Below are 16,299 nucleotides of genomic sequence, written 5' to 3'. Positions count from 1 at the left end.
ATGACAATGGATAATTACACCCAACCATTTAATCAATCGTTGCCACAAACTGCGGAAGGCGTGCCGAATAAAAACAGCCTAAGCAGCTACTTACCTATTCGAACCAAGGGCAATGACTTTGATTTTGATGCTGTCATCGGCTTGGTTTTGCGTGGGCTTCTGCGTAAAAAGGTAGAAGGCTATAGCTACGACGAGTTTGTAGCCGATTGCCAAAGTGCGTTTGAAGAAAAGCTTGGTGAAGAAGAGTTTTGGCAGGTACTAAAAGAGATGTATTTTGAAAACAAAGACATCTTTACTGTGAGCCCTGAACTCCTTCTGTTCCGTGCACAAAAAGGTGAATTTGCAGCGGGCGATTCACGTGTTGCTTCAATGTACACCAATTTACTTCAGAACATGCGTGTAGAAGAGTTTGATGCCAAATTAAACTTTATTGAACGTGAAATGCTTTCTACTCTTCGTGGAAAAATGAAGTCTGACTCGTCATTGCAAGCGAGTGAGAAACCGTATCTACCTTATCTTTCGAAAGCATTCCGTGACGACCTGAAATTCTTGTCAAGTCGTCCTAAGTATCTGCTTAGTGAAATAGAGTCGTTCCTGTCTTTTTATGGTTTCGCATACACTGCACAGTTGAGTCTAGCGCTAACAGATTGGCGTAGTGGTCAAGAACCAGTGGCTAAGCCTCTCTATTTCATTATGGATCATGAGCGTGCCAGTAATGAGCGTACTCATATTAAGAATCATGGCTATAAGCTGTTTAATGAGTCAGCTACTCGACTCTTCCCTATGCTGACGATGCTTGAGCTACTCCAGCCAGGTGTTGGCGATAAAAACGCGATAAAAGTACCCCTGTGGGAGATATCTAAGGGCATTCAAGAGTCGAAATCGACGCATCTAAAAGAACAACTAGAAAACTTTGCCAGAGCGTTTAAGTCGCAGCGTAATCTAGACACGACTCTAGATGAATCAGAACTGGCGCTCGACTGGCTCGGTAACATAATGAAGCTCGCATCCGCACAGTTTAGTGTCGGAGAACGTTTCAATATCAACAAGAAGTATGTGTCAGAAGTAGAGAAGTACTTAGCGTCTCACTTCATTCAAAGTCGAGGCCGCAGCGGTCGAGTATTAGTGCTCAACCAAGACTACATCATCTTATTGACCAACCTTGTTGTTGGAGAAAAGGACAAACTCCGTTTCCACGAACTAATCACAGCCTTTGAGCAACGTGGCATTTTCGTTGATAAACAAACAGAACAAGAACTAATTAAATTCTATGAGCGTATTGGTAACGTAGAGCGCATGAGTGATAGTGGAGACGCAGTTTATGTCCGTAAAACAATTTGAGACCTTTCTAGTAGAGCAGTTTTTAGCGGATGCTGAAACACACATCAAGGCAGGTTTCCGTTATCAGTTTAAGTCGCCAGATAATGAAAATAGCATGCGTTTGTATCAGGCGATGACGGCTCATTCTGAAAACAGCATTGATGCGACTAACGATATCAAGTTGCCATTCATTGAACTGTCAGGCTGCAAAATCGTACCTGTGATTCATAGCGAAAATCCAGCAGAGTTCGAAGGCTTCACTGAAAACTACATCTCTCATCTACGTGACGAAGTGGCGAGCCAATCTGGCTACTTAAAAGGTTGCGCGCTAGTTGTGATCCACAACAGCTTGCTTGATACCTTGATAAATTCTGCAGAAGACTTGGCTCAAGTGGGACAAGTTTGGAGCGCATCAAAGATCAAAGCGGCAATGAAAGGGTTAATCGATCAGCAAGACAAAGGGCGCGATGTGTCGAACTGTCTACTTGATGATCAATTCGATGCCATTTTAGAAGATGGCGCAACCATGTTTGGTTTCGAGTCTCTATACAAAGCCGTTGAAGACGGTGACTTGCGCTTCAATGAGTTGGGCATGTTTGAAGATCCGCTCGTAGCTGAAATGAGCGGCAATCCTAAGCAAATCAAAAAACGCCTAGAAGATAACCGTGCACTTTACGAAGAGCTTTCTTTTGAAGTTGAACACTTTGGTGGTCAGCTTCAAGACCGCTTGAAATCATTCGGCGAGAAATTTATTAAAGAGAACTTCTCAGAAACGGATACATGGAAAGACGTTGAGTTCGAAGCATTCCTACAAGAGAAAAAGCGCAATGCTCAGCAGCAGTTAGTTCTTGAAGAGGAGCAGGCTAGCGACGGTATGACCATCACAGCCCGTAACCGTGCTGAGACCAAAGCAGGCATGCGTGATCGCCACTTAATCATCGAGTTAGATGAAGGTGTAAATGAGTTTGAACTGAAGTTGATCTTCCAAGGTGCGAGTAATCTCGATAAAAGCCAATTCAAAATTCAGCCAGCAAAAGCGCTTAATAATGAAGAAGTGATTACCACACTGAATGGTCTGAAAACGACACGAGCTAGCTTGAAAGGTACTTATAAGCATGAACCGCTGTTCTTTAACTTGGCCCTAAAGCGCGAGAACAAATCTGAAGTTTATAATTTCCGTTGTTTAGTGGTCCGGAAAGGCGAGTTCTATATTGAGCCATTCAAAAACATCTTCTTGGTAGAGCCTGCACCAGCGAAGCAGCGTTTAACCTTGAACATGGAAGAGAACAAACTGCAAGTCAGAGCCAACGAAGGCAGTGCATGTTCACTGCTTGATGCCAAGCAGGTTGTTGATGCAGCAGATTACGCCTTCGTGGATTTTGAAGCTCTCGCCAATGAAGCTGACGAAATAGATTTTGCCGTTAAATCAGGTGATAACCAGCTCAAATTTAATGTTGAAGGTGCAGTAGCGACTGATTCATTGAGTTTACCTTTGCTGCTTAATAGAGGTCGTTATCACAAGCTTTTCAAAGATGAATATAACGGTGAGTTTTATTCTCAAAAAGGCAAAGTCGGCATTGATAACAGTGAGTTTGTTGTTCCAGGTGTTCGTTTAAAACTGCTGCGTTGGGAAGAAGAGTTCATCAACAACAAAGTAGTGTCTATTACGGATTCAGGGGCAATTAAGCTTGATGACCTGCAAGCTATTGATGATGCTATTCATGGTTCTTACGTTGAGCTTTTTGATTACCTAGAACAACGCCGTAGTACGCCATCATTGGCGTCTTGGGGCGATGAGTTTACAACACTTGTCCAAAATGCAGTTGATGCTTGCCTAGAATATTTTGAAGCAATTCCAACAGGTAGCATGCTGACCAAAGAGCAAAAGTCAGCGTTGAAAATCGGCTTGGTACAATCTGAAGATGAAGAGTACTACTCACCGTTCCACCCACTGATTTTAGCTTATTACCTCAACCTAAGAGATGCGATTCGTGATGATAAGAGCTTTGCTCAGCTTCCTGACGTTACCTTTGAACGCCTGTCGCCAAAAGGTTTGCTGCCATATGTTTACCATCCTAAACATGAGTTTTCCTACAACCAGCAGGTGAAAGAGAACGCGTTTTGGATCAAGAGTGTGCCTCAAGAGAAAAGCTCTCTTACGTTCGTTCGTAAGCTGGTAAAAGAGAAAATCGATGAGTTCCAAACTGCATTCAGCCAACTGTTCACTGGCTCTGAGAAGAGCATTATTGTTAATGCGGTTAACCAAGACAGTGCTGAAGAGCTGTTTATGGGGCTGGTGGATTACATCCGTAGCAATCAAGAGCAGTCAGCATCGATTCACATTAACCTGTATGACGATAAACTGGCGTTCAATGCGTTTGACCGATTCGCAGAAACAGCCAATTACGATGAACTAAAAGAGTGGTTAGAGCTTAACAAGGGTAAAGTGCGTGAGGTTGCCGATACTATTATCGATATCCTTCGTACTCGTCTAACGTACAGTAAGTTCACGAATGCGCAGGCTGAAAAAGATGGCCAGTCATACGCGCACCTTTCTTTCTTCCGTAATAATGACAAGGTTGATTGTTCAGATATTGCGATAGAAGACATGGCATCAGGCATTGCATGTGATGGCCTATTAACGGGTGATGCTTCTGAAAGTAAATCAGGTTCGTACTTTACGGGCTTTGGATTGAAAGGTACGGACTATCAAGATCACCCACACTTAATGATGGCGAAGTATGTTGGCGCTCTATTGAAGCCAGCACTCAAACCGAATACTCAATATCATGGTGCAAATGCAGTTGCCTTAGCAGTCAGTGAGGACTTTAAAGGCTTACTTGAACGTTCATACGATAGCTCTATCTGGACGACCATCATTGATCCTAAAGTGACGTTGGACTTCTTCCATAGCAATGAAGATGTAGTATTGATTCACTATTCAGATCAGTACACCAGCTCTTCTAGCTACGATGCAATTACTGTTACTGCGCAGCGTGGTTTGTTTGAGAAAGTCATCAAGCAAGGTGATGGTGGCCAAATCAATGAGTTCAACGCGTTCAACGGTGATTGGCTGTTGAAAATGATGACCTGTGCGCCAACCATCAATAAAGAGCGCAAAGGCGTGATTGGTGCCTACAAGTTCGTTACTAGCCTAGTGCATGATTCAGACATTATATGGGTGCCGCTGTCTGTTGCCGAGATGATTCGTGTGTCGGGTAATATTGGCCTGAAGATGTCTGATAGCGAATTCTCCCGCAATGTTCAAGGTTACAAGAAAGGCGAAATTTCTGACGATGTATTGCTGGTTGGTTTCAAAGACCAAGACATGTACCTGCTACCTGTCGAAGTGAAAACGGGTTCGGTGCCGAATTACAACAAAGCCGTTAAACAATCGAAAGAGCTACTGCGTTACTTAAGCCAAGACTTACTAGGAAATGATGACTTAGCTAGCAAGCTTTACCGTGGCCTATTTATGCGCCAAGTATTGATGCAAGTTGATAAGTATCGCCTATACAAGGTGTTTGCTGATGATTACTTCGACACTTTGCTGGAAAACAAAGAAGAGTGGCTAAGAGGTGACTATTCACTTGGCCAAATCGCAGATTACCCAGAAGGCTTTGTGGTTAGCCACCTTGAAGGGGCAGGCTGTTTACAACCTGACTACCAAATGATGGAAGGGGTGTTAAAAGTTGATCTACCAATGGGCCTACTTCCTGGCTTGGTAGAAACTCCGCTGCAACAAGTGTTGAACGAATTAGATGTAGTGAAACTTTGCCACGTGCCAAGTGAGTATGTGCTGAATGGCGAAACTCGATTAGAGAAACTTGCTGACGTTGAACCTCAGCCAGTACTTGTGGAGTCTGATGAGGTTGAAACTACAGAATTAGTGCAGCCTGAGCAGCCGGTTGCTGAAGAGCAAGTCGCGCCAGCAGTTGAGCCTCTGAAGGTCGAGTCTAACAGCAACCTAAACGTGCTATTTGGCCACAATGCTTTAACACAAGCACCACTGAACTGGGAGCCAACCAATACTGCCAAATTTATGAATACCAATACTGGTATTATTGGCACCATGGGTACAGGTAAAACGCAGTTTACCAAATCGGTGATCACACAGCTTTACCGCAACCAAGCTGACAACGTAAACGGTGCGCCAATTGGTATGCTTATTTTCGACTACAAATCCGATTATGTAGACGATAAGTTCCAACAAGCGACTGCGGGTAAGAAGTTTAACCTTCACAAACTGCCATACAACCCATTGAGCTTATTTGGTGATACGCCGATGCTGCCTGTACACACCGCACGTGGCTTCTCGGAAACCATGGGTAAAGCCTTTGGCCTAGGTCAAAAGCAGCAACTGCGTTTACGTAAGCTAGTAGGTGAAGCGTATGAGTTAGCTGGTATCCGCAAAGCGGATCCAAGCACTTGGTCAAAACCAGCGCCGACAATCTCACAGGTGTGGGACTTGTTCATTGAAACAGATCCAGATGAAGATTCATTATACGCGGCACTTGAAAGCTTGTATGAGCTAGAGATTTTTGAAGACGACAACACCAAGTGTATGAGCCTTTATGACCTGGTTGATGGCATCACGGTAGTTGAACTTGCGGGTTACCCAGCAGAGATCCAAAACCTTGTCGTTGCACTTACGTTAGACCTTTTCTACTCACAGATGCAGAAGAAGGGTAAGCCAGAAGTGCAGGGCGACTTCCGCCAAATCACTAAGATGATTTTGGTGGATGAAGCTGACAACTTCATGTCTCAGAACTTCCCAAGCTTACGTAAGATCTTGAAGGAAGGCCGTGAATATGGGGTAGGTGTGATTCTTTCTACACAAGACATCACTCACTTCCAAACTGGTGAGAATGACTACTCAAGCTATGTACTTACTTGGGTTATTCACCGCGTCGCGAAGATTCGCCCACAAGAGCTGAAAGCCATGTTTGGTGTCAATGAAAAAGCTGAGCAAGAGAAGCTGATGGAAACCATCAATAAGCTAGAGAAACACTACAGCTTATACATTGATGGAGCGAAGAAGATACTTCCAATGAGAGACAAGGCATTCTGGGAGCTTTTATTGTAACTTTATGATTTTAAGTGCCCTTTAAGGGCACTTTTTGTTCCGTTTATATGCCAATCAAATTATAAGGAAAAGATAGGTAGAAATGAGTGAATTTTACGATACTTTAGATGAAGAAATTGAAGAGCAATCACAAGATGATAAGCGTTTGGCATATATATCCAAGTATCGAAGAGAGTTTGTTCTTTGCCCTGCATTTATCAAAACCAAAGATGATTTGCCAAATCTTGAATGGAATACAATAAAATTTAACACAGAAACTCCTAACCTTCCTGATCAACAAGGTGTTTATGCATTTTCAATCAATGTAGATAACGGCAATCTACCTAGTAATTCGTATATTCTCTATATTGGAAAAGCTGGTGACATTACGAGTAAAAATACAATAAAGAAACGTTATCGAGATTACGTAAGGGAAGCTAGAGTACAGTCAAGACCTAAGATACACAGAATGTTGAACCTTTGGTCTGAACACCTGACGTACCACTATGCAGAAGTACCAAATGGTGTATCAACAGGTGATATAGAGAAGCAATTAACTACAATTTTTATACCACCATACAATACAAATGATTTTGTAGTAGAAGTTCGAGATTTACTAAAAGGGACAAGCATTTTATGAGTAAGAAATTAGTTATACCTTGTTTACGTGGGAAAATGGGTACTTGGGATACTTATACTTGCTTAATGCAATTGAAAGATATTAGTGACCTCATTAATTTTGCTACAGATTTACATACTAGTGAAAAGCTATCTCAAATGATTCAAAGAAATCTTGAAGACGAGAGGGCGGTGGAAATTGGAGAGTATTTACTATCTAACCAGGACCATTTCTTTAATTCGCTTGTTGTTGCTATATATGACGGTGATCCTCAATGGCATGATTTTGCACGAATAGATCCTAATACCGAAGAAGCTGAACTATTGGAAATGCCAGACTATGCCAGAGAGTGTCTCGGTTTTCTATCACTTACTAAAGAAGAAAAGATGTTTGCGCTAGATGGGCAGCATCGGCTTTCTGGTATAAAGAAAGCTGTTCAAAAAGATGAAGATATCGGTTTTGAACAACTTAGTGTAATTATTGTTACTCATCGTAATACACAGTCAGGTATTAAGAAATCGAGGCGACTATTTACCACTTTAAATAAAAAAGCCAAATTGGTTCGTAAAGATGCAATTATTGCTTTGGATGAGGATGACATCTCAGCATGTATCACTAGAAGAGTTGTTGAAGAAACTAAAGTTCTAAATGAGAGTAACGTTTCCTTTAGTGTGGGTTCATTAAGAGATAAAACCAACATAACTACATTAGGGAACATATTTGATTGTGTGCAGAAATTAGTGGCTTTTTCATTAGGTTGTAAAGTTAGTGAGATTGAACAGAAAAAAATTTCAGAGGATAATGAAATTGAATTGTTTGATTTTGTTAAAGAATTCTATGAATTAACTTTTTCCAAAGTCAGTGCATTAACAGAATTCAACGATAATCGAATAATTGATGATTTTAGGAATAGTGTTGATGGCGGGCACTTATTATTTAGACCTATTGGTTGGGAGATTTATACTGAGTCTGTGATTGAACTTATTTCTGGCGATTATGAGCTAGAAAAAGCAGTTTTCATTGTTTGTCAAAAGGATATGAAAATGTCTGGCAAGATCTTGAAGAATAATCTTTGGTCTGCGCAGCGAGGCAGAATTCTGAAAGTTAGTGCGACGAAATTGAAGAAAATGAAACAGGAATTGACTAAAACTGTCACATAATTATGTTGTGAAAATTTTTAAATCAGTAGAGCAAAACTGGAAGATAAGTTAGCCGGTGAAATACAGCAATGATTTATATGTACTAACCTATCCTTAGGCTGATTTGTAAGAATTAGCCTAAGGATAGTAAATTAGATTAGATACTCTTAGCTAGAGATACTAATAGTTTGTGGTTTCGGATAGAAGCAATCCCATCTTCAACGTGTGCTGCCCAAGCTTGTTGGTACTCTTTTGTATCAAGCTCTGGGTAGTACATTTTCAACATAAGTTCTGTCACGTTACCAGTTTCACCTAGCCACGTGTACTTATCGAGTACAAGTGAGCCATCTAGCTTAGCTTCTTGGCCTTGGTATCGAAAGTCACTTTCAATAGAGCGAAAGAAAGCGATACGTGCCGATACGTTTGGAGTGATACCAGTATAACCCTTTAGCTTTTTGAGCTGTTCTTCAGTAGAGCGGGTTAAGTTCATACGGTTAGGTAGCATTACACTGCCTCCTTAATCGATTCTTTCCAGAAGTAACCTTCTTTTAATGTTGAAGCCTTAGTTGTACCGTCGAAACAGATCTCATAAGTACGAGCAATATCGTCTTGGATAAGACTTGTGTAGTTTCTATCGATCTCTGTATCGGTAGATAGAATCACCACTTGGTGGCTTGCGGTTGGGAAGTAGTTCTCTACCAGTTTGTCACGGTGATGTGAATCCAATCGACCTAGCGGCGTGTCAATGATGATTGGAAGTTTACGACCCGATGTACGACCAAGAGCCTCTAGAATCGAGATCGCGTAGATCTGCTTCTCACCAGCAGACATCGCCTTACGGTTGATCTTAATACCGTGTTCATCAACTAACTCAACATCGAATGTTGCTGGGTTGATTGAAGCTGTGAGCTGTAAATCTTCCTTACGAGCAAGCTTTTTGTATGACTGAACGAACTCATTTTCTAACTGATTAACACGAGCTTTAGTTAACTGTTCACCAAACTTCTCTAGTAATAAGATAGAGTTTTGAGCGTTACTAATACTTTGGTCTTTATTGGATTGATCTTTGTGCTTATCGTGTAGCTTCTGAATTTGACGAGCTGTTTCTAGCGCTAGTCGAAGCTCACGTTTGGCCTTTTCTAGCAAATCATGGTATTCGATAATCAGCGTTTCTTTCTTCTTATCTAAAGCTCGAACATCTGCAAACAATTCCTGCACTTGCTCCTGCTCTGGTGCTCGCGCGATATTGTTTGAAGCGTTGTCGATCTCTTCTTCGACTTTGCTTAGACGTACTCGTGCTTTGTCAAAACGAGAGAAAGAATCTTGCGATAGGTTGGACAGCTGGTAGTCGATAGTATTCGCTTGGCGATCAGAGATATCCAAAAGAAGCTCAGTTGAATCGAATTCACCGACGTGTGCTTTAAAGCTATCTGCAATTGCGTTTTGCGCCATCTCGGTATCAAAGCTTGGGTATTTTGAGCATAGGGTTTCTAGGAAAGCATCTAGCTCATTACCAAAGTTCTGCTTCTTCTTAACTTGTTGCTCTTGTTTGATCTGAGTTTGAAGTCTTTGCATTGCTTTCGGAGCAAGTGAAAATGGAAGGTTGGTTTCCATTTCCATACGAATTTGCTTTTCAAGCTCCACTTTCTCTTTAAGCAAGCTTTCAACTTTGTGTTGCTCATCTTCTCTGGTTTTTGCCCAAGCACCACCATTCTGGGAAAGTTTGTTTTCCAGGTTAAGAATATCGCGTGATACTAGCTCAATTTGAGCATCAACAATATCAGCCTCACCACGAAGTTTTTCAGCTTTACGTTCGTGATCAATTCTTTGCTCATCTAATGCATTCATCTCTTCTTTTAGAGATTGGCTTAAAGCTCCGGAACCTTGCTTTTTCAAGAAGATATTTAGGTCGCTCTTGAGTTTCGCGATTACATCTAAACCTAATAGTCGACGTACAGCTGTTTTCAGAACTGTTCCAGATTCGTCTTCAGCTAGTTCTGCAATTTTTTCTCCATCAAAGAAGAATAAGTCAGCAATGCCAGTTGGAATAAGTTCATTAAGAAAGCCTTGGCACTGCTCGTAATTCAACTCAGGAATTTGAATACCATCTTTCTCAAGGCACAGGTTATCTTTCTTACCGCGCTTCCAACCGCGAATCACTTTATAAGTGTTCTCTTCACCGTTTTGGCTGTATTTAAACTCAAGCTCGATAGATGCGTTATCTTGAACGCCACCATGGCCGACACCTTTATGAATAAGCTCGGCTAGGGCATCAACATACTCACCGTTTGACAGAACTTGGCTAAATGATTGACGGCCAAAAAGAGCGAGTCGTACAGCGGTCAGAATCGATGTTTTGCCAGCACCGTTAAGGCCACCGAACAGAATGATTGGTCGTTCGGTTCCTTCAATAGGGCCATTTTTACTTAGACGAGCAGGAGCAGGGCGCAGGTCGATTTCATGCACACCGCGAAACACGCGAAAGTTGTTTAAAGTTAGTTTTGTAATCAACATTTCAGTATTTAAAACTCTTTTTGAAGCTGCTTATCTAAGTCAGCAAGCTGTTCGTTATAACGCTCAATTTCTTTTTGGTGAATATCAAACTCAGCCTTACTCTGCAGAGATGCATGCTTTTGTTTGATCTCTTCCAAGCTTCCCCAGTCTCGCTTCAATAGCGATGCGATTTTGTTTGAAATACCGCTACGGCGACTTAAACCTTCCATAGAAACTTCCAGCTCAATCAGTTTCATTATCATCTCGGGCTCAACATCGAAGTTGTCGCATAGCTCATGAATTAGCTGTGCGTCATCTTTACCAAAACTCGCGTTATCGTCGTATACCCAATCTAGGTCATAACCATAAACGTCTTTGAAAAGTGTCGGTAGAGAGTCATCCCAGTCTGGCTCATTTGGATCATGAATCCATTCCTGGCGAATAGCATGCAGTTCTGGAACTGTGATTAACTCAATCTCTCGCCCTTCAGCCTTAAACTTCTTATCTAGTTCTAGAAGTTCACGAAGCCATTGGCGGCGGTATTTAAGCCAGTAAGGACCTGGGACGTGCTTACGGTCGCTAGCAATATCTTCGCCTTCTTTTGCGTATTGGTAACTTACGCGGCCAGTACGACGTTTATGGTTTCTGAACTCTGCTTTGTTAGCTGGGTCTGTTGTCATTGCTAACTTATTACGGAACTCAAGAAGAGGCGCCATCCATTCTTCGCCATTTTGGATAAGGCTTTCCATCGCTCGGTCTTTGGTTACTACGGTACATGTCCAGCAACCAAAACGAGAGTTACCACAAGAGGGGGTAGTCTCGTCAATCACCATTGGACATTCACCTTGGCCTGAAGAGTCTTTATATAGATTCCAAAGTACTAGGTTTTTGCCGCCCCATGGGTTTTCCCATTCTAGGTCATAGTCATCTTTCCAGATGTTTCTAGTACCCAGTGGCGTTTCTTTTGTCTCTAGGTGACATAAACGCAAGATCTTCCAAACATCATCAACAGCCCATGTATCAATAGGGGTGTAAATAAATGCATTGGCTAGCGTTGTATGACGAGCTAGACGAGAGCCATCAATTTTGTGTTTAGCGATAACCTGAGCACGCGAGGCACTTTCTTGGCTACGTGAGCCCAATACAACAATCACCTCATCAAATTGAGACACTTTGCTTTTAATAAAGTCGCTCACAGGATCGATCTTCATTCGCTCAGTACACCAACGGAAAGAGCGAGTTGGTGCTGGGTAGCCTTTACCAAGAAGACTTGACCAGAACGTTTGGTCTGACTCAGGCACAACTTTGTGACAGCTGATTGGCAAGTCGTCACGCTTAGCGCCTTTTTGTATTGCCGCTAAGGAGTCTTTAATGTGGTTAACAACAACAGGTGTCTCAACCAGTGTGTCTGATGAAACGACAAATACGGGTTTGTGGCGTTGTTCTTTTTCTAGGCCAAGTAGTGCCATATAGATTAAAGACATGATCGCGGAGGAGTCTTTACCACCACTGTAGCCAATCACCCATGGGCGGTTGTCTGCACAATAGACGCGTTGAACGTCAGCAACATAATAGCTGAGTTTATTATTTGCGAACTCTTCAGCGTTGATGAATTCTTGGTATTCTTCGGCGAGATCTTCTGCCAGTTTTAGCTCGTGTATCATGATAACTGCTTCTCTAGAGCTTTTTCTTCTGGGGTTAGTGGTAACCCAAGTTCAATTTTAAGTGCGTTTGCTGTGAGCTGAATATTGATGTTCGATTTACTCAACTTGCCGTGGTTCATGCTACGCTTTATCCATTCAGGGTTGGTTTTCAACCAATTAACTTTCCCTAGTAACTGGAGCTTTTCTTTCCATTGCTTTGGCTCTTGGCACAACAGGTGTTTACCCAAGACGCCAATCGCATGCAGCCCGACACCATGTGCGTGGATATATTCTTGGCGAAGCTGTGCTGGGGATACTTGTTTGTCGATCACCATTTGCCAATCTTTAATATGGCGAGTGACCTCTTCCCAAAACTCAGACGCTAACTGCTTCTCTTCTTCAGTGAAACCATCTTTTGGTCCTTTACTTAAAAGTGCTCTTGTTGATTGTTTAATGCTGCTTAAAGTAAATAGCTTGTTCGACTTTGGACTGATGTTGGATTTTTCCATTTCAGTCATTCCAATGAAGGGCTTCACTTTAGCTGCTAATTCACGCGCTAATTCAGAGCTTTCGTCTCGGTGATCGTAGAGAGTGCCAAGAGATGGACTGGGTTTTACTGCGTATTTGTTTAAGTCAGCAAACATTTGTTGGCTTCTACCTAAACCTTCATCGATGAAAAACAATACTGGAATGTTGTCTTGCCCAAGGTCTGGATTCTCTCTTAGTGCTTCTTCTATCGCTTTACGGCGGTGTTGCCCATCGTTAATTAGAATCTGCGCATCCATTGGGATTTGAAGTGTACCTAAATTAGGCGCACCTTCATGATCGTGGAAAGATATATCAACTCCAACCGATGCTGTTAATGCTGAGAATACGTACTCTTTAGGGTTGTCGAGTAGGTACTTGACCATTTCAGGTATACGAGTTTTGTTCAAAGTTCTTTGAGCTCTTAGCTCTGGTGGAACGTCATCTTCGTTGTAACTGAAAATTTTTGGAATAATTCGAAGAGGGCATGTCGCAATGTAAAATGGACGTCCAGCTTGAATACCTCTAACAGCAGGAAAAGAGTAGCAATAACCTGAATCTTGATTTTGCATGGGAAGACCTTAGTTGGTTTGTTATTTTTATGACGTAAGAACTAAAAATAAGTAAAGTTAATTATTTTTAGTTTGTCAAAAAATGACATACTAGGCGTCGGGTTTGTTATGTATGCGTTTCGAAAGTGCGAAATACTACATTGGTTTGCCAAAATAGGTCGAGTATTTTACAGTGATAGAGAGGGGATTTCTATGGCAGGGCGCTTTTTTTCTAAAAGTTTACGTGGGTACTTGGGTGTTGATTATGAACCCTTTGATTTCTTTGTTGTGTTTACCTAAAAGCACTTCAAATTCTGCTCTCACCATATGTGTTTCTTCATTTGATTCAAACTCCATGAGCTTCGCCAATCGTTTATCGAAGCTCTGTTGTTTCTTGTAGCTCTCGTGTCCTGCTTGCATGTAAAGATGCTTGTTCAGCAATGGCGGCCTGCGCTCTTCATTGACGTAATCGAAGAAGTCGATGTCTTGTTCGGCCATCTTGATTTTTATGCGTTCTACTAAGAAAGGAACCGATCTTTCAAAGTCGTCATAGGCGGTGAGGGTGAGCTTCCCGGATGTGATGTGAATTTTGATTAGATCTATCTCTTCATCCAGTTCGCCATACATTTGTAGCCCCGCACCTACGTAGACCCTTAGCAGTAATGGCAAATCATCGATAAAGTCTCTGTGTAGGATCAATGAATGCCCTTCGTTCAAAAGGCTGGCTGGTAACTGGTTATGTGCTTTCTCGCACTGCTGCTGGATTAAGTCGGTGTCGGCAATCGCGAACAGCAGCTCGGCAGCCAGGTTAATGGCAGTTTTGTAGTCATCAAACAGTGCTTTAATATCACGCTTTAATGGCTCTGGCTGCTGAGTGTAAGGCTTTCTTTTCTCAAACAGCCCCATTGCGAAGTACAGTAAAAGGTCTTCTTTTCTGCTTTTTTCCGCTTGCTCAAACTCTTGGGTATCGAACATCTCTTGCAGCAAGTTGAACACTTTTTTGTGTGAGCCGATTAGCTCCCGGATTTTGTCAGATTGTTCAAATTCGTCGCTGGCTGGAATACGGCCTAGTTCTAAGCAGGTGTTCCAAAAGCTGTTGAACAAGTCTTGATGCTGGGTAATAAGCAGTTTGGCTTTATCTTTTGCTTCGATAGGTTCTGGCGACGTCAGTTGTTGCCATTTGTGGTGTCGTTTGTATTTACTCTGTAGGTATTGCTGTTCTTCGAGTTTGTCTTTGAATATATAGAAAATACCGGGTGCGACGGTAATGGCGTCTTCTTGAAGGCTTCTTTCTATGTATGCTTTTATCTCAGATTGCGCATAGTACTTTTGGAAGGTGTTACGAGAGGTGATCACCCCATCTTTATAGGGTGTGAACTGCGCAATATAGTTCTCGTTCGCCAGCATCACAGACACCACCAAGAACTTGTCTGCTAATTCCCAAGCTCCTAAAAGCGCCTCTAACCGTTCATCTTGATCTTCAATAACGTTAAGCACAAAACCTAAGTTAACGATGCTGGAACTAACTTTGTCGTTATCCGGTTGAAAGTTCGGGTCCCAACCAAGCACATCTAAACCATGCGCTTCAAGCTCTCGTAAGTCGTCACCTCGGCCGCAACCGTAGTCGAAAATAGAGTAAGAGCCTTCTAAGTAACCATGCTTTACCAATGTTTTCATCGGTGCAGACAACTCATGTCGCACTAGTGCAGTTCTGTGCCTGTCTATCCCTGCGTCTTCTATTTGCGTAATTGCAGAGCTACGGAACAGGCGGCCATCGACAAGCTCGTAACCATGGCGTGCAATCAAGTTTTCCCAAGAGCGCTTAAATCCAATGACGCGGCTGTTATCATAAAGCCCTGCATTTTCACCTTCTTGTGTTAGAGAGGTGAAGTGCTCGAAGTATTCGCTGTCGGGCAAAACCATGGTCTCTTTGCGGTGCAAAATCGGAGGGTTATCAGAGCCTTCGTAGCTCATGATTTTATGGCTGAGTTTAGAGAGATCGACGTTTAAGCTCTGTTTTAAAGCCGGGTAAGAATCGGTGTAAAAGTCAGGGTAGTGAAGAAGGGATAAGCGGAATTCTTTCTTGAATAGTTTGATTAGGTTCCAGCAGTCGTCTTCTAAGCTAACGGCTTTTGCAACGGCAGGAATGAATTGTGTAAGAACATTCGGAAGGGCATTGAAGGCGTCTCTGTGAAGGTAAACGGCATCCGGCAATTGTTTCCCCACTTTGATTTGTGCCACTAGCTCAGCAAACAGTTCTTCGTTCATTCCTTGTCCTCTCCGATGTTTTTTCGATTATAAGTCATCGAATAAGGTCTGTGTGGCGCTGCCGTTTGCACTTTTCGTATTTACGCGAAGCCCATCACTTCGTGCTTGCCGAATCAGTGCATACCGGCTGTTTTCAGGGCCAATGCTGATGTGGATCGGTTTGTTCTTTCCATAAAAGTAGAGGCGGTCGAACGCTAGGTGAGTGCAAATGTGTTTCGCGACTTCATCCATTCGGTTTTCATAGCCTTCAACATAAAAATCGCAGGCCGCACCATCTCGTTTACAAATACGGTTGCCTTTGCTGTTGAGTTCCATGGAAGCGTGTTGGTCAATGTCTGGAGCCATGTCACCAGGGCTGTTCTTCAATATCCAACGAAGCAAAGAGTGACTAGTGTAGCCGTAGGTTACCGTTACTTTTCCAAACTCTCGTTCGATGGGCTGGAGAATCTGAACCATTAAACGCTGTAATTGGGCATTAGAAAGCTCGTTAGTTACGTTGCTACCCAAATAGCCGGGGTGCTTGTGTCTATGCCAGTTAACCAGTATGTGGCTCATATTCTTACCTAGAAGTTTACGCTCTTACTATATTTAACGAACGACAACAGCAAAATCAATGCAATCTGGAGGCTAGGTATGTTGTTTATTCTCGCTTTGCTCTGCATTTTCTTACTAGGGT

10 protein-coding genes are annotated in these 16,299 nt (G+C 42.4%); 4 read left to right on the top strand and 6 right to left on the bottom strand.

Going from position 1 to position 16,299, the window contains the following annotated elements; genetic code table 11:
- The 4 genes from dptG to ITG10_RS02955 all read left to right on the top strand — a co-directional run bounded on the left by dptG (position 1) and on the right by ITG10_RS02955 (position 8,164).
- Complete coding sequence (gene dptG / locus ITG10_RS02970) at positions 1 to 1,341, top strand: DNA phosphorothioation-dependent restriction protein DptG (protein WP_248386695.1); 1,341 nt, start codon at positions 1 to 3, stop codon at positions 1,339 to 1,341.
- A complete protein-coding gene (gene dptH, locus ITG10_RS02965) occupies positions 1,322 to 6,406 on the top strand; it encodes a DNA phosphorothioation-dependent restriction protein DptH (protein WP_248386694.1) in 5,085 nt (1,694 codons plus the stop codon). The genes dptG and dptH overlap by 20 nt, the downstream gene beginning before the upstream one ends.
- Positions 6,407 to 6,488: 82 nt before the next feature.
- Positions 6,489 to 7,025, top strand: a complete 537-nt coding sequence (locus ITG10_RS02960) for a hypothetical protein (RefSeq protein ID WP_248386693.1) — start codon at positions 6,489 to 6,491, stop codon at positions 7,023 to 7,025.
- Positions 7,022 to 8,164: a DNA sulfur modification protein DndB gene (locus tag ITG10_RS02955; RefSeq protein WP_248386691.1), complete on the top strand. Its 1,143-nt coding sequence runs from the start codon at positions 7,022 to 7,024 to the stop codon at positions 8,162 to 8,164. The genes ITG10_RS02960 and ITG10_RS02955 overlap by 4 nt, the downstream gene beginning before the upstream one ends.
- Positions 8,165 to 8,300: 136 nt before the next feature.
- Here the strand turns inward: ITG10_RS02955 and dndE are convergent, their stop codons facing one another.
- The 6 genes from dndE to ITG10_RS02925 all read right to left on the bottom strand — a co-directional run bounded on the left by dndE (position 8,301) and on the right by ITG10_RS02925 (position 16,178).
- On the bottom strand, positions 8,301 to 8,648 hold the full coding sequence (dndE, locus tag ITG10_RS02950; RefSeq protein ID WP_248386690.1) for a DNA sulfur modification protein DndE: 348 nt from the start codon (positions 8,646 to 8,648) through the stop codon (positions 8,301 to 8,303).
- The gene (gene dndD / locus ITG10_RS02945; RefSeq protein ID WP_248386689.1) at positions 8,648 to 10,657 is read right to left on the bottom strand and encodes a DNA sulfur modification protein DndD; all 2,010 of its coding nucleotides are present in this window, start codon (positions 10,655 to 10,657) and stop codon (positions 8,648 to 8,650) included. The genes dndE and dndD overlap by 1 nt, the downstream gene beginning before the upstream one ends.
- Before the next feature lie 8 nt (positions 10,658 to 10,665).
- A complete protein-coding gene (locus ITG10_RS02940; protein ID WP_248386688.1) occupies positions 10,666 to 12,300 on the bottom strand; it encodes a DNA phosphorothioation system sulfurtransferase DndC in 1,635 nt (544 codons plus the stop codon).
- Positions 12,297 to 13,376 carry a DNA sulfur modification protein DndB gene (gene dndB, locus ITG10_RS02935; RefSeq protein ID WP_248386687.1) on the bottom strand — a complete coding sequence of 360 codons (1,080 nt, stop codon included), beginning with the start codon at positions 13,374 to 13,376 and terminating at the stop codon, positions 12,297 to 12,299. Before dndB ends, ITG10_RS02940 begins: the two co-directional genes overlap by 4 nt.
- Before the next feature lie 219 nt (positions 13,377 to 13,595).
- Positions 13,596 to 15,623 carry a DNA phosphorothioation-associated putative methyltransferase gene (locus ITG10_RS02930; protein WP_248386686.1) on the bottom strand — a complete coding sequence of 676 codons (2,028 nt, stop codon included), beginning with the start codon at positions 15,621 to 15,623 and terminating at the stop codon, positions 13,596 to 13,598.
- Positions 15,624 to 15,650: 27 nt separating this feature from the next.
- Positions 15,651 to 16,178 (bottom strand): hypothetical protein, encoded by a 528-nt coding sequence (locus ITG10_RS02925; RefSeq protein WP_248386685.1) that lies wholly within the window; start codon positions 16,176 to 16,178, stop codon positions 15,651 to 15,653.
- Positions 16,179 to 16,299 lie beyond the last annotated feature (121 nt).

It is taken from the genome of Vibrio sp. ED004, from assembly GCF_023206395.1.
In the GTDB taxonomy this organism is placed as follows: domain Bacteria; phylum Pseudomonadota; class Gammaproteobacteria; order Enterobacterales; family Vibrionaceae; genus Vibrio.
The sequence above is the reverse complement of the archived record's forward strand: the minus strand, read 5'-3'. Positions and strand labels throughout refer to the sequence as shown.